The sequence below is a fragment of the Nocardia sp. NPDC047648 genome, from assembly GCF_040642815.1.
Taxonomy (GTDB): Bacteria; Actinomycetota; Actinomycetes; order Mycobacteriales; family Mycobacteriaceae; genus Nocardia; species Nocardia gamkensis.
Genome location: NZ_JBEYSX010000001.1, coordinates 822,904 through 843,929 on the forward strand (window position 1 = coordinate 822,904; position 21,026 = coordinate 843,929).

The window sequence follows — 21,026 nt, forward strand, 5'->3', positions numbered from 1 at the left end:
CCACTCCGTCCGGTCGCGGCTCACCCACGCAGCACCGAGTGCAGTTCCTGCAGGGACCGCACACCGATGCCGCCGTTGATGCTGGCCTCGATGCCCTGCACCGCGGCCGCCGCACCCTGCACGGTGGTGATGCACGGGATGTTCACCCCGACCGCCGCGCTGCGGATCTCGTAGCCGTCCACGCGGGGCCCGGAGTTGCCGTAGGGCGTGTTGAACACCATGTCGACCTCACCGTCGCGGATCTGCTCCACGATCGTAGGCTGGTCGTCCGGACCCACCTCGGAGTGCTTGCGTACCTGCTCGCACGGAATCCCGTTGCGGCGCAGCATCTCCGCCGTGCCCTCGGTGGCGAGGATGCGGAAGCCGAGATCGTGCAGGCGCTTCACCGGGAAGACCATCGCGCGCTTGTCCCGGTTGGCGATCGAGACGAACACGGTGCCCTCGGTGGGCAGCGATCCATAAGCGGCGGTCTGGCTCTTGGCGAAGGCGGTGCCGAAATCGGCGTCGATGCCCATCACCTCGCCGGTGGACTTCATCTCCGGCGACAGCAGCGAATCCACGCCGCTGCCGTCGGCGCGCCGGAAGCGGTGGAACGGCAGCACGGCCTCCTTGACCGCGACCGGAGCGTCCAGCGGGACGTGCCCGCCGTCGCCCTCGCTCGGCAGCATGCCCTCCTTACGGAGTTCGGCGATGGTGGCGCCGAGCATGATCCGTGCGGCGGCCTTGGCCAGCGGCACCGCGGTCGCCTTGGACACGAACGGGACGGTCCGACTCGCCCGCGGGTTGGCCTCCAGGACGTAGAGCACGTCGTCCTTGAGCGCGTACTGCACGTTGAGCAGGCCGCGGACGCCGATGCCCTTGGCCAGCGCGATCGTGGAGCGGCGCACCGCCTCGATGTCGCTGCGGCCCAGCGTGATCGGGGGCAGCGCGCAGGCCGAGTCGCCGGAGTGGATGCCCGCCTCCTCGATGTGCTCCATCACGCCGCCGAGGTAGACCTCCTCACCGTCGCACAGCGCGTCGACATCGATCTCGATCGCGTCCTCCAGGAAGCGGTCGACCAGCACCGGGTGCTCCGGGCTGAGCGCGGTCGCGCGGGAGATGTAGCCCTCCAGGGACTTCTCGTCGTACACGATCTCCATGCCGCGGCCGCCGAGCACGTACGACGGACGCACCAGCACCGGGTATCCGATCTCCGCGGCGATCTTGCTGGCCTGCGGGAACGTGGTGGCGGTGCCGTACTTCGGCGCGGGCAGCCCGGCCGCGACCAGCACATCGCCGAACTCGCCGCGGTCCTCGGCCAGGTCGATGGCGGCCGCGCTGGTGCCGACCACCGGCACGCCCGCCTCGGTGAGGCGCTGCGCCAGTCCGAGCGGCGTCTGCCCGCCCAGCTGCACGATGACGCCCGCGACGGTGCCCGACTCGCACTCGGCGTGGTAGATCTCGAGCACGTCCTCGAAGGTCAGCGGCTCGAAGTAGAGACGATCGGCGGTGTCGTAGTCGGTGGAGACGGTCTCGGGGTTGCAGTTGACCATCACCGTCTCGTATCCGGCCTGCGACAGTGTCTGCGCCGCGTGCACGCACGAGTAGTCGAACTCGATGCCCTGGCCGATCCGGTTCGGCCCGGAACCGAGGATGATCACCTTCTCGCGCTCGGGCTGCGGCGCCACCTCGGATTCGGCGGCGGGATCGAGCTCGTAGGCCGAGTAGTGGTAGGGCGTCTTGGCCTCGAACTCGGCGGCGCAGGTGTCGACGGTCTTGAACACCGGGCGGACACCGAGCCGGTGCCGCAGGGCGCGCACGCCGGTCTCCCCCGCCAGCTCGGGCCGCAGCGCGGCCAGCTGACGATCGGACAGGCCGTAGTGCTTGGCCCGGCGCAGCAGCGGCTCATCCAGCACGGGCGCGTCGAGGATCTCCCGGCGCAGCTCGACCAAGCCCGCCACTTCCGCGACGAACCACGGGTCGATGCCCGAGGCGGCGGCGACGTCCTCGATGCTCGCGCCCAGGCGCAGCGCGCGCTCGACCTGGTAGATGCGCCCCTCGGTGGGCGTGCGCAGATCCTCCAGGATCGCTTCGACGTCGGTCCACGCGCCGTCGTCCTGGGTCCAGAAGCCCGCGGCCTTGGTCTCCAGCGAACGCAGCACCTTGCCCAGCGACTCGGCGAAGTTGCGGCCCAGCGACATCGCCTCGCCGACGGACTTCATCGTGGTGGTCAGCGTGCCGTCGGCGCCGGGGAACTTCTCGAACGCGAACCGCGGCGCCTTGACGACCACGTAGTCGAGGGTCGGCTCGAAACAGGCCGGCGTCTCCTTGGTGATGTCGTTGACGATCTCGTCGAGCGTGTACCCGATGGCCAGTTTGGCGGCGATCTTCGCGATCGGGAAGCCCGTCGCCTTCGACGCCAGCGCGGACGAGCGCGAGACGCGGGGGTTCATCTCGATGACGATCAGGCGGCCGTCGCTCGGGTTCACCGCGAACTGGATGTTGCAGCCGCCGGTGTCCACGCCGACCTCGCGCAGGATCGCGATGCCGAGATCGCGCAGTTTCTGGTACTCGCGGTCGGTGAGCGTCATCGCGGGGGCGACGGTCATCGAGTCGCCGGTGTGCACGCCCATCGGGTCCACGTTCTCGATCGAGCAGACCACCACGACGTTGTCGCGGCCGTCGCGCATCAGCTCGAGCTCGTATTCCTTCCAGCCGAGAATGGACTCCTCGATGAGGACGTTCGCGGTGGGCGAGGCGGCCAGCCCGCCGCCCGCGATGCGATCGAGGTCCGCCTCGTTGTAGGCCATGCCCGACCCGAGGCCGCCCATGGTGAACGACGGGCGCACCACCACCGGGTAGCCGAGTTCGGCGACCGTCTCGCGGGCCTCGTCCATGGTGAAGCAGACCCGCGAGCGGGCGCTCTCGCCGCCCACCTTCGCCACGATGTCCTTGAACTTCTGCCGGTCCTCACCGCGCTGGATGGCGTCGAAGTCGGCGCCGATCAGCTCCACGCCGTACTTCTCCAGCACCCCGCGCTCATGCAGTGCGACCGCGGTGTTCAGCGCGGTCTGGCCGCCCAGGGTGGCCAGGATGGCGTCGGGGCGCTCCTTCTCGATGACCTTTTCCACGAACTCCGGCGTGATCGGCTCCACGTAGGTGGCGTCGGCGAACTCCGGGTCGGTCATGATCGTCGCCGGGTTCGAATTGACCAGCGACACCCGCAGGCCCTCGGCCCGCAGCACCCGGCACGCCTGCGTGCCGGAGTAGTCGAATTCGCACGCCTGGCCGATGACGATCGGGCCAGAACCGATCACCAGGATGTGCTCGAGATCCTCGCGGCGAGGCATCAGGCTCCTTCCATGAGACCGGCGAAACGGTCGAACAGATATGCGGCGTCGTGGGGTCCGGCGGCGGCCTCCGGGTGGTACTGCACGGAGAAGGCGCGGCCGTCGACCAGCCGGACGCCTTCGACCGTGCCGTCGTTGGCGCAGACGTGACTGACTTCGGCCGTGCCGAAGGGGGTGTCGAACCGCTCGCCCCGCTCACCCTCCAGCGCGAACCCGTGGTTCTGCGCCGTGATCGAGATCCGGCCGGTCTCGTGCTCCACCACCGGGATGTTGATGCCGCGGTGACCGAACTTCATCTTGTAGGTGCCCCGGCCGAGCGCGCGGCCGAGGATCTGGTTGCCGAAGCAGATGCCGAACAGCGGCAGGCCCGCGCCCAGCACGCCGCGGGTCAGCTCGACCGCGGTGTCGGCGGTGGCCGGGTCGCCCGGGCCGTTGGACAGGAAGACCCCGTCCGGCTTCAGTTCGAGGATCTGATCCAGCGTGGTGGACGAGGACACCACGTGCACCCGCATGCCGCGCTGCGCGAACATGCGCGGAGTATTGGTCTTGATCCCGAGGTCGACCGCCACGACCGTGCGCCGGTGCTCGCCGTCGGGCTCGATCGTGTACAGCGCATCGGTGGTCACCTCGCCCGCGAGGTCGGCGCCCAGCATGGACGGCTGCCCGGTCACCCGGGCCACCAGCTCGTCGGGGGCGGCGAGCGCGTCACCGGAGAAGATGCCCGCCTTCATCGAACCGCGGGTGCGCAGGTGCCGCACCAGCGCGCGGGTGTCGATGCCCGCGATGCCGACGATGCGCTGCCGCTCCAGTTCGTCCGGCAGCGTCGTGGTGGCGCGCCAGTTGGACGCGCGCCGCGCGGGGTCGCGCACCGCGTACCCGGCGACCCAGATCTTGGTGGACTCGTCGTCCTCGTCGTTCCAGCCGGTGTTGCCGATCTGCGGCGCGGTGGCCACCACGATCTGCCGGTGGTAGGACGGGTCGGTGAGGGTCTCCTGGTACCCGGTCATCGCGGTACAGAACACCGCCTCACCGAGCGTCTGGCCCACGGCGCCGTAGGCCCGGCCGCGAAACACCCGGCCGTCCTCCAGCACGAATGCCGCTTCTCCTGTCATCCCTCGTCATCTCCCGTCATCGTGCCGCTCTGATCCGCCGCAGGAAGCCGGCGCCAAGCCGGGTAGACCGACTTGTCGTCGCCGCGGAAACCCGTATCGATCTCGGTTCCGGTCGGCAGCTTCCAGCGAATGACCAGCACACCATCTTCCGTCATCACTTTGCCCGCGTGGCCGCGTTCGGTGCGCACCGCCGTGATGGATTCCTGCGGAATCCAGATCACCGTCGCGCCGTCGCGCTCGAGCAGAATCCCCCGTTCGAACCGCGTGAGTTCCGCGGTGGCCCGGAAACCCAGGTCGCCCACCGTGATCCGGTCCTGCCAGCTGGGCGCGATCGTGCTGCCCAGGTACAGGCCGGTGGTCGGCTCCAGCACCTGCGCACCGAGCTCGGCGGGCACGGCGGGCAGCGCGCCGATGCGCTCCGCCTGACGTGCCGCGCGGTTGCGCCACCCCCGGTACATCAGCCAGAGGCAGACCGCGAACAGGATCAGCAGCCCGGCAACCCAGAGCGTTCTCTCCACTACGAACCTCCTCGAAGAGCTGCGCCCAGCGCCTTGCCGTCGCGGGCGGTGACCCGGCCGCGCAGCAGCGTCGCCGTCACCCGCGCCGGGAAGGTCATCGCCTCGAACGGCGTGTTGTTCGAGATGCTGGCCAGTTCCTTCCCGCGCACCGTCCAGCTCGCCTTCGGGTCGACCAGCGTCAAGTTCGCCGGCTCACCGACCTCGAGCGGCCTGCCGTGCTCGTCCAGACCCACGATCGCGGCCGGGCGCTCGCTCATCACGCGGGCGACGCCGCGCCAGTCCAGCAGCCCCGGCTCGACCATGGTCTGCACGATGATCGACAGCGCCGTCTCCAGTCCCAGCATGCCGGGCCGGGCAGCGGCGAACTCGCAGCACTTGTCCTGCTCGGCGTGCGGAGCGTGGTCGGTGGCGACGCAGTCGATGACGCCCTCGGCCAGCGCCTGCCGCAGCGCGGCGGCGTCGGACGCCTCGCGCAGCGGCGGGTTGACCTTGTTGACCGCGTCGTAGGTCTCCAGCCGGGAGTCGTCCAGCAGCAGGTGGTGCGGGGTGACCTCGGCCGTGATGGAGATGCCCTGGGACTTCGCCCACCGCACCAGTTCCACGGTGCCCGCGGTGGAGGCGTGGCAGATGTGCACCCGGGCGCCGGCGTCCCGTGCCAGCAGGGCGTCGCGCGCGACGATGGACTCCTCCGCGGCGCGCGGCCAGCCCGCCAACCCGAGCCGGGCCGCGGTCGGTCCCTCGTGCGCGATGGCGCCCTGGGTCAGCCTCGGCTCCTCCGCGTGCTGGGCGATCAGCACACCGAGCGAATTCGCGTACTCCAGGGCGCGGCGCATGATCAGCGGGTCGTAGACACAATGGCCGTCGTCGGAGAACATGCGCACCGCGCCGACGCCCGCGGCCATCGTCCCCATCTCGGCGAGCTGCTTGCCCTCCAAGCCGACGGTGACCGCGCCGACCGGATACACATCGACCAGGCCCACCTCCCGGCCGCGCCGCCATACGTGGTCGGTCACGACCACCGAGTCGGCGACCGGAGCGGTATTGGCCATCGCGAACACCGCGGTGTAGCCGCCGAGCGCGGCGGCGGCGGATCCGGATTCGATGGTCTCCGTGTCCTCGCGGCCCGGCTCACGCAGATGGGTGTGCAGATCGACGAAGCCGGGCAGCAGAACCTGCCCCCGCGCGTCGATGATCTCGGCGTCGACCGCGTCCAGATCGGTGCCGATCCGGCGGATCTCCCCATCGGCGACGAGCACGTCGACCGGTTCGCCTTCGCCGTACAGCAGCGCACCCTTGATCAAGACAGCGGTGTCGTTGTTTCCGCTCATGCTGCGTCCTCTCCGGCACGAGCGGGGCCCTGCGTGGTCACGCTGCGCTGCCTCCTCCGGGCCTGACCGCTCATGCCACTACCTCCTGTGTCCCGACGAGCAGGCGGAACAAGACCGCCATCCGCAGGTGCACGCCGTTGGTGACCTGTTGCAGCACCGCGGCTTTCGGCGAGTCCGCGACCGAGGACGCGATCTCCATGCCGCGCAGCATCGGTCCGGGGTGCAGCACGACGGCGTGGTCCTCCAGCAGGGCCAGCCTGCGTTCGGACAACCCGTAGGTGATCGAGTACTCGCGCGCCGACGGGAAGAACCCGCCGTTCATCCGCTCGGCCTGCACGCGCAGCATCAGCACCGCGTCGGCGCCGATCAGTTCGGCGTCCAAATGGTGCGAGACGCGGGCGGGCCAGCTCTCCACGCCGACCGGAAGCAGCGTGCGAGGGGCGACCAGCACCACCTCCGCGCCGAGCGTGGCCAGCAGGAAGACGTTGGACCGTGCGACCCGGCTGTGCAGGATGTCGCCGACGATGACGACCCGTTTGCCCTCGATGTCGCCCAGCCGCTGCCGCAGCGTCAACGCGTCCAGCAGGGCCTGGGTGGGGTGCTCGTGTGTTCCGTCACCCGCGTTGACGACCGCCGGGCCGGAGGTGCGGCCTGCCGAGACCGCCCACTCGTCCATCCAGCGGGCGATCTGGTGCGCGGCGCCGGACGCCGGGTGTCGCACGATCAACGCGTCGGCGCCGGCGGCGTGCAGGGTCAGCGCGGTGTCGCGCAAAGACTCACCCTTGGCGACCGAGGAACTGCTCGCGCTGACGTTGATCACGTCCGCGCTCATCCACTTGCCCGCCACCTCGAACGAGACCCGGGTCCGGGTGGAGTTCTCGAAGAAGACCGTCATCACGGTGCGCCCACGCAGCGTGGGCAGTTTGTGTACCTCGCGGCCGAGTAGGGCCTGTTCGAACCGCTCGGCCTCGTCGAGCAGTTCGGTCGCGGCGGCGCGATCCAGCGCGGCGACCGACAGCAGATGCCTCACGCGCATGCCTCCTGCCGCGAGCCGGCGTGTGGCAGTTCCATCACGCCTCCTCCTGGTGCAGGTAGACGCCGTCGCGGCCGTCGTGCTCGGACAGCAGGACCGAGATGTCCTCGGACCGGCTGGTCGGTACGTTCTTACCCACGTAATCGGCGCGGATCGGCAGTTCCCGGTGACCGCGGTCGATCAGCACCGCCAGCTGCACCGCGCGCGGACGGCCCAGGTCGCGCAGGCCGTCGAGCGCGGAGCGAACGGTGCGACCGGAGAACAGGACATCGTCGACCAGAACCACCAGCGCGTCCTCGATGCCGCCTTCCGGAACGGAGGTGCGTTCCAGCGGCCGGTGCGGACGGCTGCGCAGATCGTCGCGGTAGAGGGTGATGTCCAGCGAGCCCAGAGCCGGACGGACGCCGGAGAATTCCTCGATCTTCTCGGTGAGCCGCGCCGCCAGGGTGGTTCCCCGGGTGGGGATGCCGATCAGCACCAGCCGCGGCGCGTCCGGCTCACCCGCGTCCAGCGCGGTCTTCTCGATGATCTGGTGCGCGATGCGCGCGACGGTCCGCCCGACATCCGAAGCCGACAACAGCTCTCGCCCCGCCGCCACCCACCCCGGGGTATGTCGCTGCGATGTCTCGGCAGCGCCGGACTTGGCGGCCCGCTCTTCGGGCACGGCCATGCCGACCTCCTTCCCCGCCTCACCGGACGGTCCGTTAAAGGATGTCTTACGGCAAGCAGCGTATCAGCGCCGTCAGCCCCGCTTTCACCAGGCATATCACGCTGTGAGCGGGGCCACTGACCGCCGCGGGGGACGCGATCGCGCGCTACTGGGGACCGCGAGAATGAGGCCGAGTTCCCAGCTGCCCGGAGCCGCCGGGCGACCGAGCGGCGCTACCGGATCGTCCCAGGCCCGGAGAGTGTTCCGCCATCCGGACCCGGCGAGCTACCGGCCGGATCCGCACCACGACACTCGGCAATCATGGCTGAAAACCGCTAGCACATATGTTCGATCAGCGGTACGCTCGGCCGCATGTCCACACCGCTACAGGGATCGCTGCTCGACGGATTCGGCGACACCGAATTCGCGCCGCTGCGCGGTACGCGCCGTACCGTGCTCGACCACGGGGCCTGGGTGGATCTGCTGCCCGGATGGCTCTCGGGCGCCGACGCGCTGTTCGACCGGCTCGTCGACCGGGTGCCGTGGAGAGCCGAGCGCAGGCCGATGTACGACCGCGTGGTCGACGTGCCCCGGCTGCTGCGGTTCTATGCCGAGCACGAACCGCTGCCGGACCCGGCATTGGCCGACGCCCGCGCGGCATTGAGCGAGCACTACCGGCACGAACTCGGCGAGCCGTTCCGCACCGCGGGCCTGTGCTACTACCGGGACGGGCGCGACAGCGTCGCCTGGCACGGCGACGACATCGGCCGCGGGGCCACACACGACACCATGGTCGCGATCGTGTCGATCGGGGCGCCGCGGGCGCTGCTGCTGCGGCCGCGCGGCGGCGGCGCGAGCATCAAATACGCTGTCGGCCACGGCGATCTACTCGTGATGGGCGGCTCGTGCCAGCGCACCTGGGAGCACGCGGTGCCGAAGACACGCAAACCCACCGGTCCGCGGATCAGCATTCAGTACCGCCCACGCGGCGTCCGCTGAGCGGGCCCCGGGCGCTCCGTCGCCCGTCACGTGTCGCCATGTCCGGTTAGCCTGGCAACATGAGCAATCCAGGGGCGGGGGTCTTGGCCGTGATGCCGCTGCACACGATCAGCGAGGTCTACGGCGAAGCCGGGCTGCGGGAACGACTACTACTGGAAATCGCCGAGCTTCCGGACACACAGCGCTTGGCCGCGGCGCTCGATCTCGCGGCCGACCTGCACCGTGACGACCGGTACGGTCGCGAGCCATACCTCAGTCACCTACTGCGCGTGACGATTCGGATCATCAGCCACTACGAGGTCCGTGATCCCGATGTGGTCGCGGCGGGGCTGTTGCACGACTCGGTCGAGGACCACGCCGCCGAACTGGCCGCCGATCGCCCCGGCCCGGCCGTCGACGCCGCGCTGGACGCACTCACCGATCGGTTCGGAGCCCGAGTGGCCGATCTCGTCGCCGCGGTGACCAATCCCGAACCGGATCCGGCGCGCGACCGGCAGGCGCAGTACCGCGAACACGTCGCGGCCAACCTGGACCGGGACCCGTGGGCCCGAGTCATCAAACTCTCCGATTTCACCGACAACGGCGTCGGCATCCTTTACGCCACCGGTCCCGCGATGACGAAGCTCGCCGCCAAATACCGCCCGCTCACCGACGTCTATCGCGACCTGGTCACCCGGCCGGACACACCGCTGGCCGACCACGTCCGCCAGCACATCCTCGACCAACTCGACCGCGCGGACGAACGCTTCGAGGCCATCCTGTCGCGGGACTGATCGCCGCGCGGGCCCCGGACCGGAAGACAGTGCGGCACAACGGAATCGAACTCCGGGCATCCAGAGAACAGCCTTTTACGCAACCGATCCGGGTCATGGTGCAACCCGCCCATCGCCGAGAACGCCGATGCCGATGATCCACTCGACCCTGGCCCACCCGGAGTCCTGACCGCCCAGGCCGGTCACCTCCACACGGAACCGCGTCAGGTCGTCCTCCGATGCCGACCCGCAACCCGTACCGATCCGGCGCGGACGAACTCTTGTCGACGCGCCGACGCGGTCCATGGCCGCCGCCCCGGGCGCGCGGGGCGATCAACGCGCGGAGCGTTGAGCGGTCAGGGCGTGCGCAGCACCGACTCGACCAACTCCCGCACCGCCGCCAGCAACCGATCACTCTCACCGGCCCGGACCATGGCAGGCACCAACTCGGCGCTCAACGCGCCGAGCAGCAGCCGCCCGACCACTTCCGCGTCCAGGTCCGGACGTGCTTCGCGCAGCAACGTGGTGATGTGGTTGTCCCAGAACGCGTGGAACTCGGCGGTCCGCGGATGCGGCGGCTCGGTGCGATAGGCGACCATCAGCTCGGAATTGTCGATCACCAGCCGCGCCATCGCGTCGAAGTAGGCGATCAAGCGGGCATCGGCGGGCGCACCGGGACCCAGCGGCGGTGGGCCGTTGGTGATCGCGTCCATGAGCGTGAGCGCGCTCTCGGCGACCATCTCGTGCAAGAGCCCGGCGCGGTTGCCGAAGCGATGGAAGATGGTGCCCTTGCCCACTCCGGCGGCCGCCGCGACGCGTTCCATGGTGATCGCCTCGGCGCCGTGCTCCGCGAGCAGCGCGCTGGTGGCCGCCAGGATCGCCCGTCGATTACGCGCCGCGTCCGCCCGTTCTCTCGGCCGTCCGTCGCCCATCGCACCCGCCTTCTAGACAAGTTGACCAACGGTCCATATGATCGGGTAATCAATTGGACCGCCAGTCAACTTATGGAGTTCGTGATGCAGGCAATCGTAATGACGGCAGTAGGAGACCCCGACGTGCTGGTGGCCGAGGAGGTCCCCGCGCCGCGACCGTCCGAGGACGAGGTGGTGATCCGAACCGAGGCGATACCGGTGCTGTTCCCGGAGACAAAGCTGCGCTCGGGCGAGTTCCCGCTCGCCGCGCCACCGCCGCTGATCTTCGGTTTCCAGGCCGCGGGAATCGTCACGGAGGTCGGCGCCCAGGTCGATTCCGCGCTGCTCGGACGGCGAGTCGCGGTGGCGACCAGAGGTTTCGGCGCCTACGCCGAATTCGTGGCCGCGCCCGCGGATTCCGTGACGCCCATTCCGGACGGCCTGTCCTTCGTCGACGCCGCCGCGGTGCTGATGAACGGATCGGTGGCGATTCCACTGCTGGAGACCGCCGCGCTGACGGGCGTCGAAACCGTCCTGATCGAGGCGGCCGCCACGGGCGTCGGCAGCGCCCTGACCCAACTGGCCGGAGAATTCGGGGCGGCTCGCGTCATCGGCACCGCGGGCAGTCCCGAGAAAGCGGCCCGGGCGCGCGAACTGGGCGCCGACGAAGTGATCGACCACAACGATCCCGCGTGGACCACCCGACTGCGTGAAACGCTCGGCGGGGCGACGGTGGACGTGGTGTTCGATTCGATCGGCGGTGCGAGCGCGTCCGGCCTCCTCGATCTCATGACTCCGCTGCGCGGACGCATGCTGGGCTACGGCTGGCTGTCCGGCGCACCCGCGCAGGTGTCGGCGACCGACCTGATCATGCGCGGGTTGACCTTCACCGGCTGCGCGGGGCCGGACTGGCTGAACCGAGTCGCGCGGGCGCGCGCAGCCGTGCTGGCCCGCGCGGCGGCGGGTGGGCTCGATCCGCTGGTCGAGACGGTCCTGCCGCTCGGCCAGGCGAGTCACGCGCATCGACTGCTGGAGAACCGGGCTCCGCTGGGCAAAATCGTGCTGCGTCCGGAAGCCGCCACGTCCTGAGAGCGGCGCGAAGCCCGCGCCGCCGTGGCTAGGGTGGGTGCCGTGCGGACTTCTCTGGAATCCCATGTCGGCGCCGCCAACGCCCTCACGGCACGCTGGTGCGCGGCGGCGGGCGAGCGAGACTTCGTGGTGTCCGGCGCGGGCGTCTGGCCGCTGCTGGCCTTGCTCGCCTCCGCGGCGGACGGTCCGGCACGGGACGAACTGTCGACGGCGATCGGCGTACCCGCGGCGAACGCCCGGGAAGAAGCGCTCAGGTTGCTGCACGACCTCCAGCGCGCGGACGCGGTGTCGGCGGCACTGGGCGTGTGGGTGCGCCATGATCTTCCGCTGCACGAAGCCTGGTCGCAGGCGCTGCCCGAGGGAGTTCTCGCCCGGCTGGCCGGCCAGGCCGAGCTCGACAGCTGGGCGGCCCGGCATACCGACGGGCTCATCGAGCGGTTCCCCCTCTCGGTGGATCCCAGCACACTGCTGGTGCTCGCCACCGCGCTGGTCGCGAAGACCCGGTGGCAGGTGCCCTTCGAGGTCGCGACGCTGACCCCGAAAGACGGTCCGTGGCAGGGACATCGCGGCCCCGGGTTGTCCCGCGCGAGCACAGACCTGGGGAACGCCGCGATCCTGGACGCGCCGCAGCCGGTCACGCGCGTCGTCGTCGAAGGTGTGGCCGACCTCGACGTCCACCTGCTGCTCGGCACCGGCAGATCCGGGACCGTCCTCGGAACCGGTCTGGCGGCGCTGGCCGGCGCCGTGCCGGTCCGCTCCGACCTGCCGGTCGGCACCGAGGGCCCGGGCCTCGCCGTGCGCACCGAGCAGGTGCCGACCGGCGCCGGTCAACTGCGAATCCGGCTGCCATCCTTCGAGGTCCGATCCACCCATGACCTGCTCACCGCGTCCGGCTTGTTCGGCCTGACCGCCGCGACCGACTGCACCCAGGGCCATTTCCCGGCGATCTCGCCTCTCCCGCTCTGCGTCGGTCGAGGAGCGCAGGAGGTCCTCGCCCGGTTCAGCCATGAAGGCTTCGAGGCCGCCGCCGTGACGTCCTTCGCTTTGCGCGCGGCAGCGGCGGCGCTGCGGCACCACCACGCACCCGTCGTCTCGGTGAACTTCGACCGTCCCTTCGGCTTTCTGGCCGTACACCGCCCGACCGGTCTCGTGGCCGTCGCGGGCTGGATCGCGACCCCGCCCGCCTCGTCCCCCGACGTTCCGGCCTGAGCACCCGGCCGGACCGCTACCGCCGGGCGAAGTGCGGGGCGTGCTCCGGCAAGACGCCGCGAGCGAGCAAGTACGGTGGCACGCTGCGGATCACGGGGACGCGGCGCAGGATGCGAACCGGCAGCGGTGCGCGGGAAGCGCTCGCGATGTCGATTCGCCCGTCCAGGGCCGGAGCGATCGCGATGGCGTGCAGGAGTCGCTGCATGCCCTGCGTCACGACGGTCGGGAATCTGCGCCGTCGCTGCACCTTCGCCAGATCCCTGATCCGCAGCGCGCCCGAGAGCAGCGGCGGGGCGAGGATTCTCGCCGCGGCGACGGCGTCCTGAACCGCCAGGTTGATGCCGACGCCACCGGCGGGTGACATGGCGTGGGCGGCGTCTCCGAGGCAGAGCAGGCCGTGGGTGTACCACTGGGTCAGCCGGTCGAGTTTCACTTCCAGCAGCTTGACCTCGTCCCAGCCGGACAAGGCGTCTACCCGGTCGTGGAGCCAGGGCGCGGCCTCGGCCAGGCCGCGCATGATGTCCTCGACCGGTCCGCGGCGGGCGGATTCGTCAGCGCCCTTGGCGATCAACGTCGCGCACTGCCAGTAGTCGCCGCGGTCGAGCAGAACCGCCACCCGCCGGGCGCTGACGATCGGCAGCGCGCCGGCGGGGTCGATCTCGGTGCGCGGCAGGCGAAACCACCAGACGTCCATGGGCGTCGACCAGGTGTGTGCCGACAACCCCGCGGCCGCCCGCAGCAGGGAGCCGCGGCCGTCGCAGGCCACGGTGAGGTCGGCTTCGATCGAGCCGGTCGCGCCGTCGGCGGTGCGGTAGACCACGCCACCGACCCGTCCGTCGATCCAGACCAGGTCGGTGGCCTCGGTATTCATCCGCAGGCGGAAGGTGGGCTCGGCCGCCGCGGCACGCGCGAGCAGATCCAGCAGATCCCATTGCGGCACCATGGCGACGTATTTGTGCTTGCCCGGAAGGTGTTTCAGCGTCGCGAGGGTCTGTAGGCCGCCGGCGATCGGCAACTGCACCTGATCCACCTTGCGCGCGGGAAGTTTCGCGAATTCGGCGCCGAGACCCAGTTCGTCGATCAGATCGAGGGTGGTGGGATGCACGGTGTCGCCGCGGAAGTCACGGATGAAATCCGTGTGCTTCTCCAGCACCGTGACCTCGACACCGGCCCTGGCCAGCAGCAGCCCGAGGAACATTCCGGCCGGTCCCCCGCCGACCACCAGGCATGTCGTGCGTTCCATCGACTGCGCCTCCTCGGTCGCCGCATCCCGCAAGGTCTCGCCCGTCGCGCAAATCCTAGTGCGGTGGGCGCGGCACCGGATCCGGATCGGCTGCGGCCGACCGGATCCGCGGCCGTCTAGCCGATGTCCCTGCGCAGGACGAAGAAGTACGGTTCGGCCATACCGCGCAAATCCATCACGCCGAGCAGGGTGCGCTCGTCGGCGCGCCGGAAGTGATCGATGATCGGCAGGTGGTCGTAGACCATCGCGGCACTCGTCACGCCGCGGTATTCGACCGCACGCAGACGCGCGGTGGGTTTGCGCGTACGCAGCGCGGGAGCGAGAGCAGGCAGCAGTTTGCGCAGGGCGCGCACGCCGGACAGCGGCACCCGCCCGGCCAGGCCGAGCGGAACGCGGCGCGGATCGATCGGGAAAACCTCGCCGCCCGAGGTGAACAGCAGCGGATGCACGTGATCGGGGCCGTCGAACTGCTTGCCGTACCAGCCCGAAGCCACCAGAACACCGTCCATCGGATGGCCCGTGTGCAGTTCCTCTCCCCGCCAGCGCCCCGTCGTGATCTCCTCGACCGGCGCCGCGGGGAGGCGGTCGAACAGTGCCCACGCCTCCTGTGCGGTGCGGACGTCCGTCACGGTCAGCTCGTTCGTGGCCATGTCTCCTACTTCCCTCGGCGAGGCAACGTTGCGAGAGATACCCTATCGGTCTCTCAGAACGCGGCAGATCGGTAGGTCCCGGGCGTGCCTCGCGCGGGTGGTCAGTAAGTCGCCATGAGATAGATCCCGGCGATGATCATCACACAGGCCACGATGCGCTTGGAGCTCACCGCCCGCCGCGGGAACCCCATCAGCCCGAAGTGATCGATCGCGAGCGCACCGAACATCTGCCCCGCGATGATCAGGGCATTGAAGGTCCCCGCGCCCACATCGGAAGCCACCGAGATCATCGCCAGGATCGCGGCCCCGCCGAGGAGACCTCCGAACGGTGCCCATCGGGGCATGCTTCGGATATCGAGCCGCGTCGGCCATGGCCGACGGGAGGAAACCAGCAGCGCCACGGTGAGAAAGATCGCGAAGCCCGTGAATGCCACGGCGTAGGAGATCACGCCGCACAGCCAGACATTCTTCAGTGCGAGTTTGAGGGAGTTCTGGCATCCGGCTTCCACGGAGCGCAGCGCACCCCCAACCAAAATGAATGCGAAGATGAGTGCCATCGTGGCGCGGGGCAGGGCGGCACGGGTCTTTTCGGCGGTCTGAACCGTCATCGAGAATCCTCGGGGGGCGCGAAGTTTGGATGGTTGGACCGGCAGCGGTGGGTGTTCTCGGGTCAGGTGACGCTGACCCTGGGCTCGCCGGCCGCGGGCTCGTCGGCCATCAGGTAGATCGCGAGCGTGATCAGCCCGCATGCCAGCAGACGGGGCAGACTGGCGGATCGCTCGTCGAATCCCATCAGTCCGAAGTGGTCCATGATCACGGCGACCACCATCTCGCCGACGATCACCAGTGCGCTGAAGGTCGCCACACCGACGTATCGGGCGACGGCGATCATTCCCATCACGGCCGCGCCGCCCAGCAAGCCGCCGAACGGCGCCCACCACGGCATGTTCCGCAGGTCGTCGAGCGTCGGCCACGGCGACTTCGACGACAGGGCGAGGAAAATCGAAAAGCCGGTAAGCGCTACCGCGTAGGAGATCACGGCGCAGAGCCACATGTTCTTCATGTGGTTCATCAACGTGTTCTGACAGCCCGCTTCGGCCGACCGTAGGCTGCCTCCGACCAAGATGAACAGAAAGACCAGTCCGATGGCGATGCTCATGGGCAACACATCCTTGATTCGGCGGCGGACGAGAACCGAAGGCGGCTCGGACGCAACTCCCCGGGCCCCCGAAACGGCCTGAATGTGGTCGAGCCGACATCCGGGCCGACCTGTGACTTGAATAACGTACCATCGGATAACGGCACGTTCAACGGGTAATCCATTGGGCGCCGACTACATAAGCCGCCCCGGCCGAAAGGGGCGCGAACGAAGGGCTGCGATCATGGCACTCGTGCCCGACCTGGTCGATTCCTCTTCGCGTAACTCGCCCTCCGCCCCGGCCACGCCGGCATCGAAGCCGCGGCTGAGCGTCCTGGACCGGGTCCGGCTCGGCTTGCTGGGGGCAGGTCTGCTGTGTGTGCTCACCGGTCTCCTGCCCCGCACCGAGGCCGTCGCGAACATGCGTCGCGTCGGCCCGTTGCTGCTGTTCCTCGCCAGCGTGATCGTGCTGGCCGAACTGACCAGGCGAGCCAAGGTCTTCGACGTCATCGCCCATCGGATCGCGATCCTCGGTCGCGGTCACTATCCCGCGCTGTTCGGACTCTGTGTCCTGTTCGCCTCCGCCACGACCATCGTGCTGAATCTCGACACCACGGCAGTGCTGATCGCCCCGGTCATGCTGGCCCTCGCCGCGCCCGCCCGCATTCCGCCGCTTCCGCTGGCCATGACCACGCTCTGGCTGGCCAACACCGCGAGTCTGCTGTTGCCGGTCTCCAATCTCACCAATCTGCTCGCCGCCGATCGCGTGGCACTGACCGCGACCGGCTTCGCGGCGAAGATGTGGGCGCCGCAACTGGTTTCGATCGCGGCGACGATGGTGTGCCTGTGGCTGTGGTACTGGCGGCGAGGACGACGGGACACCGATCGCTATGTGCCGCCCGAGCCGATCCGCCCCGCGAACTTCCGGGAGCGCGCGCTGCTGCTGGCCACCGCGGGCGCCTGTTCGCTGTTCGTCATCGCGATCCCCGTCGTCGGCGACCGGATCGGTATCGCGGCGATGCTCGCGGCGCTCATCGCCGTGGCGGCGTTCGCGGTCTTCGACCGCGCCGCCCTGCGGCTGTCGCTCATCCCGTGGCGGCTGCTCGTCTTCGTAGTCGGCCTGTTCCTGGTGGTGCCCACGCTGAGCCGGTTCGGCCTCGCCGACGCGATGCACGCCTTGATCGGGACCGATCCCGGCGCGTCCGGAGCGTTCCGGGCCGCCGCGGCAGGCGCCGGCCTCTCGAACATCGCGAACAACTTACCGGCCTACACCGCGGGCGAGGCGGTGATTCCCCGGCAGAACGGCGATCAGCTTCTCGGGCTGTTGATCGGTACCAATATCGGCTCGATCGTCACGCCGTGGGCCTCGCTCGCGACGCTGCTGTGCTTGGAGTTCTGCCGCATGCACGATGTGCGCGTTCCGATGAAGCGATTCGTCCTGACCGGCCTCGTCCTCGCGGTGACCGCCACCGCCGGCGCGGTCGCGGCGCTGTTGCTCACAGGTTAGCCCGCCGAGACAGCGGTCGCCGCTCAGTGCCTGCGACGCCCGCTTGACCTCGAGTGCGGTCGAGGTACGAGGATCGGTCGTGCTCCCGCTGGTCATCCGTACACCCACCAGCGGGAGTTCCACCTTCGAGACCGGGTCGAGGCGCTGGGCGGCGTCGGAACGACCGCAATGAAAACAGGCATCGCCTTTGGCTTCGGGCGGTGAGCGGAGCTGAACTTGCGAGCGCCTATACCGGGACCGAAGCGAGGATGCGGCGCCGTGGCGCCCTCAGTTCGGTGTGGTGATTTCCCACTCGTAGACGGTCAGTTCCGAGGCGCCGGTGGTGTGCACGGGATCGGTGAACGCTATTTCCCGTGCGGCGTCGAGATTCTCGGCGAGAATCACGTACGCGCCACCGGTGCCGTCGGTGAAGCGACCGCTCTCCTGCAACTGCCCACGGTCGCGCAGCGACCGCAGGAACTGCCGGTGCGGCTCGGTCACGGCGGCGTCGAAGCGCGGAGTGCGCATCACCAGCACGAGGTACTTGTTCACGGCTCGGGCTCCGGGCGCGGCGCCCTCGTCGCGGCCGCCGCGGCGCGCACCTGCGGCGCCACCAGGACGACCTGCCCCAGCACGCCGTTGAGGAAGGACGGGGAATCGTCGGTGGACAGCTCCTTGGCCAGCTCCACCGCCTCGTCCACGGCGACGACCGGCGGGACGTCGCTCGCGTGGAACAGCTCCCAGACCGCGATGCGCAGAATCGCGCGGTCCACGGCGGGCAGACGCGCGAGTGTCCAGTCCTGCAGGTACGACTCGATGGTGCCGTCCACCCGGTCGAGGTCGTCGGCTACGCCACCGACCAAGGTGCGGGTGTAGGGGTGCACCGGCGCGACCGACTGGTCGCGGTTGGCGAGTTCGGCGCGCTCGTCGAGCAGGTCGGCGGCGTCGACGTCTCTGGCCTCCGCCTCGAACAGCAGGTCGACCGCCCGGCGGCGGGCCTTGTGCCGTGCGCCGAGCTTCTTGTACGCGGACTTCTTGTCCACGGGCTGTTCAGCCACGGTCACATCATCCCGGATTCGCAGGCCCGGGCGCTCAGGCGTTGACCCGGCCGAGGTAGCTGCCGTCGCGCGAGTCGATGCGCAGCTTGTCGCCCGTGTTGATGAACAGCGGGACCTGCACCTCGGCGCCGGTCTCCAGGGTGGCGGGCTTGGTGCCGCCGGTGGAGCGGTCACCTTGCAGGCCGATGTCGGTGTGCTGGACCACGAGCTCGATCGAGACCGGGAGCTCGACGTACAGCGGCGCGCCCTCGTGCATCGCGACCTGGACGTTCATGTTCTCCAGCAGGAAGCGGGCGCCGTCGCCGATGGTGGCCTCGGAGATGGAGATCTGGTCGAAGGTCTCACCGTCCATGAAGACGTAGTCCGAGCCGTCGTGGTAGAGGTAGGTCATGTCGCGGCGGTCGACGGTGGCGGTCTCCACCTTCACACCGGCGTTGAAGGTCTTGTCGACGACCTTGCCGGACACGACGTTCTTCAGCTTGGTCCGCACGAACGCGGGGCCCTTGCCCGGCTTGACGTGCTGGAACTCGATGATCTGCTGGAGCTGACCGTCGATCTTCAGCACAAGGCCGTTCTTGAAGTCGCTGGTGTCCGCCACTGTCTTCGGATCTCCTCGTTCTACCGCTTGGTCTCGGGGCAGACCGGCGTCAGGCGACGACGGTCAGGTCTTTGCTGGTGTGGGTGAGCAGCTCAGGGCCCCCTTCGCGCACCACGAGCGTGTCCTCGATCCGGACCCCGCCGCGGCCGGGAAAGTACACACCTGGTTCGACGGTCACCGCCACGCCAGACAGAAGTGTACCGGTTCCGGTTTTCGCGATTCCGGGCGCTTCGTGGATCTGCAAACCGACCCCGTGACCGAGTCCGTGCACGAACAACTTCCCGTGCCCGGCGGCCTCGATGACCGCCCGCGACGCCGCGTCCACGTCGGCCACCGGAATCCCCGGCCGCAGCGCCTCGCGTCCGGCCCGCTGCGCCGCGGCGACCAGCGCGTACACCTCGCGCTGCCAGTCGCTCGGCGTGCCGAGCACGAAAGTGCGGGTCATGTCGGAGTGATAGCCGCCGACCACCGCCCCGAAGTCCAGCTTGACGAAATCACCCGCCGCCAGCACGGCGCCGGTCGGACGATGGTGTGGGACAGCCGAGTTCGGGCCGGTGGCCACGATGGTCTCGAACGACACCGCTTCCGCGCCGTGCTCGAACATGGCCCATTCCAGATCCCGGGCCACCTGGCGCTCGGTGCGACCGGGCCGCAATCCGCCCCGCTCCAGCAGCGCGGCCAGACCGGCGTCGCCCGCCGCGCACGCCGCGCGCAACTGCTCCACTTCGTAAGCGTCTTTCACCATGCGCAACTGCTCCACCAGCCCGGGCGAGGCGACGAACTGCAGGCCGGTGCGCTGTTCTAGGAAACCGCGATGCTGCTCGACGGTGACGACATGGCTTTCGAAGCCCACCCGGCCGACCTGCCACTCCCCCGCCAATTGCACGATCCGCCGGGAGGTGGCCCGCGCGATCTCCGCCCGCAGGTCGGGAACCTGCTCGGCGACCTGGGTCCGGTACCGGCCGTCGGTGCCGATCACCGTGCGTTCCTCAGCGGTGCGCGTGTCCCAGGAGTGCACGAGCAACGCCGCGTTGGAGCCGGTGAACCCCGTCAGATATCTGATGTTCACCAGATCGGTGACCAGCAGGGCGTCCACCCCGTTCTCCACCAACAGGCTGCGCAGCGCGCCGCGCCGCGCCGCGTAGTCCGGCACATGACCCTGGTGATCTGCACACATACCTCAAAACTACCGCCGACGCACCGCACACCGACAGTCAACACGTGCTCGCCCGCCGTCCACCGCGTTCACAGCACGGGGTGTTTCGCGAAAACCGCTGGCAGGAACTGTTTCTCACGATCGAGAGCGACTGCTGAACAACGACCTGTTCACATCCGGCCATGTTGTGCACATTCCGGATCGGCCCAGCTTTCCCGCGCCCGCGCCGGGCGAAGGTGGAGGCATGACCCTTCTCGCATGCGCCGTCCTCACCGTGTGGTGCGCGGTCCTGACAGTGTTCGACCTACGCGAACGCCGCCTGCCGAACGGACTGACCGGCACGGGCGCGCTGACGGTCCTCGGATATGCCGTGCTCACAGGGCAATTCACCGCCGCGCTGCTGGGCGCACTGCTGCTGTCCGCGCCGTACCTGCTGGTACATCTCGCCGCACCGGCCGCGCTGGGTGCGGGCGATGTCAAGCTCGCGGTGATGCTGGGCGGGGCTGCCGCACTCGGCGGTGCGCGGCCGTGGGTGTGGGCGGCACTCGGAGCACCGGCGCTCACCGCGTGTGCCGCGCTCGGCGCATCGGCCTGCCGTGGCGTACTCACCTCTCGCGCCGCCGGGCCGGGCAACCGCGCGGTCACCGTGCCACACGGTCCCGCGATGTGCCTGGCGACTTTGCTGGCCTTGCTCTCATCGGCCCTGGGTTCGACCTGAGTTCGCCCGCCACCGCGCCGGCGCGTCTCCGCGGCGCCCCCTCCGCGATC

At 69.5% G+C, this 21,026-nt stretch carries 21 protein-coding genes; 6 read left to right on the forward strand and 15 right to left on the reverse strand.

The genetic code is table 11. From position 1 onward, the window contains the following. Nucleotides 1-20 precede the first annotated feature (20 nt). From carB to pyrR, 6 genes are all read right to left on the reverse strand, one after another. The gene (gene carB / locus ABZ803_RS03790) at nucleotides 21-3,329 is read right to left on the reverse strand and encodes a carbamoyl-phosphate synthase large subunit (protein ID WP_357032311.1); all 3,309 of its coding nucleotides are present in this window, start codon (nucleotides 3,327-3,329) and stop codon (nucleotides 21-23) included. After that, on the reverse strand, nucleotides 3,329-4,441 hold the full coding sequence (carA, locus tag ABZ803_RS03795) for a glutamine-hydrolyzing carbamoyl-phosphate synthase small subunit (RefSeq protein WP_040867561.1): 1,113 nt from the start codon (nucleotides 4,439-4,441) through the stop codon (nucleotides 3,329-3,331). The genes carB and carA overlap by 1 nt, the downstream gene beginning before the upstream one ends. Beyond that, a complete protein-coding gene (locus ABZ803_RS03800) occupies nucleotides 4,438-4,959 on the reverse strand; it encodes a transporter (protein WP_357032314.1) in 522 nt (173 codons plus the stop codon). The genes carA and ABZ803_RS03800 overlap by 4 nt, the downstream gene beginning before the upstream one ends. Next, the gene (locus ABZ803_RS03805; protein WP_357032317.1) at nucleotides 4,959-6,287 is read right to left on the reverse strand and encodes a dihydroorotase; all 1,329 of its coding nucleotides are present in this window, start codon (nucleotides 6,285-6,287) and stop codon (nucleotides 4,959-4,961) included. Before ABZ803_RS03805 ends, ABZ803_RS03800 begins: the two co-directional genes overlap by 1 nt. A gap of 70 nt (nucleotides 6,288-6,357) precedes the next feature. Beyond that, complete coding sequence (locus tag ABZ803_RS03810; RefSeq protein WP_357032320.1) at nucleotides 6,358-7,317, reverse strand: aspartate carbamoyltransferase catalytic subunit; 960 nt, start codon at nucleotides 7,315-7,317, stop codon at nucleotides 6,358-6,360. Between the two features lie 40 nt (nucleotides 7,318-7,357). Continuing rightward, nucleotides 7,358-7,990 (reverse strand): bifunctional pyr operon transcriptional regulator/uracil phosphoribosyltransferase PyrR, encoded by a 633-nt coding sequence (gene pyrR, locus ABZ803_RS03815; protein WP_357032323.1) that lies wholly within the window; start codon nucleotides 7,988-7,990, stop codon nucleotides 7,358-7,360. A gap of 351 nt (nucleotides 7,991-8,341) precedes the next feature. Between pyrR and ABZ803_RS03820 the strand changes: the two genes are divergently transcribed. Next, a complete protein-coding gene (locus ABZ803_RS03820; RefSeq protein ID WP_357032326.1) occupies nucleotides 8,342-8,968 on the forward strand; it encodes an alpha-ketoglutarate-dependent dioxygenase AlkB in 627 nt (208 codons plus the stop codon). Nucleotides 8,969-9,027: 59 nt separating this feature from the next. Beyond that, entirely contained in the window at nucleotides 9,028-9,741 is a 714-nt protein-coding gene (locus ABZ803_RS03825) for an HD domain-containing protein (protein WP_062973589.1), read from the forward strand. 335 nt (nucleotides 9,742-10,076) lie between these two features. Here the strand turns inward: ABZ803_RS03825 and ABZ803_RS03830 are convergent, their stop codons facing one another. Next, nucleotides 10,077-10,652: a helix-turn-helix domain-containing protein gene (locus tag ABZ803_RS03830; protein ID WP_357032329.1), complete on the reverse strand. Its 576-nt coding sequence runs from the start codon at nucleotides 10,650-10,652 to the stop codon at nucleotides 10,077-10,079. An 84-nt stretch (nucleotides 10,653-10,736) separates the two neighbouring features. On the opposite strand from ABZ803_RS03830, the gene ABZ803_RS03835 reads away from it, so the two are divergent. Both ABZ803_RS03835 and ABZ803_RS03840 read left to right on the forward strand, forming a co-directional pair. Continuing rightward, a complete protein-coding gene (locus ABZ803_RS03835; protein ID WP_357032332.1) occupies nucleotides 10,737-11,720 on the forward strand; it encodes a zinc-binding dehydrogenase in 984 nt (327 codons plus the stop codon). A 42-nt stretch (nucleotides 11,721-11,762) separates the two neighbouring features. Next, a complete protein-coding gene (locus ABZ803_RS03840; RefSeq protein WP_357032335.1) occupies nucleotides 11,763-12,929 on the forward strand; it encodes a serpin family protein in 1,167 nt (388 codons plus the stop codon). Between the two features lie 16 nt (nucleotides 12,930-12,945). Here ABZ803_RS03840 and ABZ803_RS03845 read toward each other — a convergent pair whose 3' ends face one another. The 4 genes from ABZ803_RS03845 to ABZ803_RS03860 form a co-directional block, all read right to left on the reverse strand. Beyond that, on the reverse strand, nucleotides 12,946-14,172 hold the full coding sequence (locus ABZ803_RS03845) for an FAD-dependent oxidoreductase (protein WP_357032338.1): 1,227 nt from the start codon (nucleotides 14,170-14,172) through the stop codon (nucleotides 12,946-12,948). Nucleotides 14,173-14,288: 116 nt separating this feature from the next. Further along, complete coding sequence (locus ABZ803_RS03850; protein ID WP_357032341.1) at nucleotides 14,289-14,822, reverse strand: DUF4334 domain-containing protein; 534 nt, start codon at nucleotides 14,820-14,822, stop codon at nucleotides 14,289-14,291. A gap of 101 nt (nucleotides 14,823-14,923) precedes the next feature. Next, nucleotides 14,924-15,430: a DMT family transporter gene (locus ABZ803_RS03855; RefSeq protein WP_357032344.1), complete on the reverse strand. Its 507-nt coding sequence runs from the start codon at nucleotides 15,428-15,430 to the stop codon at nucleotides 14,924-14,926. A 62-nt stretch (nucleotides 15,431-15,492) separates the two neighbouring features. Further along, a complete protein-coding gene (locus tag ABZ803_RS03860) occupies nucleotides 15,493-15,981 on the reverse strand; it encodes a DMT family transporter (RefSeq protein WP_357032347.1) in 489 nt (162 codons plus the stop codon). Between the two features lie 223 nt (nucleotides 15,982-16,204). On the opposite strand from ABZ803_RS03860, the gene ABZ803_RS03865 reads away from it, so the two are divergent. After that, a complete protein-coding gene (locus ABZ803_RS03865; protein ID WP_357032350.1) occupies nucleotides 16,205-17,467 on the forward strand; it encodes an SLC13 family permease in 1,263 nt (420 codons plus the stop codon). A 267-nt stretch (nucleotides 17,468-17,734) separates the two neighbouring features. On the opposite strand, the gene ABZ803_RS03870 is transcribed toward ABZ803_RS03865, so the two are convergent. The 4 genes from ABZ803_RS03870 to ABZ803_RS03885 are packed head-to-tail and all read right to left on the reverse strand — an operon-like array spanning nucleotide 17,735 to nucleotide 20,279. Continuing rightward, on the reverse strand, nucleotides 17,735-17,998 hold the full coding sequence (locus ABZ803_RS03870; protein WP_357032353.1) for a YciI family protein: 264 nt from the start codon (nucleotides 17,996-17,998) through the stop codon (nucleotides 17,735-17,737). Continuing rightward, on the reverse strand, nucleotides 17,995-18,504 hold the full coding sequence (gene nusB, locus ABZ803_RS03875) for a transcription antitermination factor NusB (RefSeq protein WP_357032356.1): 510 nt from the start codon (nucleotides 18,502-18,504) through the stop codon (nucleotides 17,995-17,997). Before nusB ends, ABZ803_RS03870 begins: the two co-directional genes overlap by 4 nt. A 34-nt stretch (nucleotides 18,505-18,538) precedes the next feature. Further along, nucleotides 18,539-19,102, reverse strand: a complete 564-nt coding sequence (efp, locus tag ABZ803_RS03880; RefSeq protein ID WP_040867576.1) for an elongation factor P — start codon at nucleotides 19,100-19,102, stop codon at nucleotides 18,539-18,541. 49 nt (nucleotides 19,103-19,151) lie between these two features. Next, the gene (locus ABZ803_RS03885) at nucleotides 19,152-20,279 is read right to left on the reverse strand and encodes a Xaa-Pro peptidase family protein (protein WP_357032360.1); all 1,128 of its coding nucleotides are present in this window, start codon (nucleotides 20,277-20,279) and stop codon (nucleotides 19,152-19,154) included. A 223-nt stretch (nucleotides 20,280-20,502) separates the two neighbouring features. Here ABZ803_RS03885 and ABZ803_RS03890 point away from each other — a divergent pair, with 223 nt between their 5' ends. After that, nucleotides 20,503-20,976 (forward strand): prepilin peptidase, encoded by a 474-nt coding sequence (locus tag ABZ803_RS03890; RefSeq protein ID WP_357032363.1) that lies wholly within the window; start codon nucleotides 20,503-20,505, stop codon nucleotides 20,974-20,976. The last annotated feature ends 50 nt before the right edge of the window (nucleotides 20,977-21,026 follow it).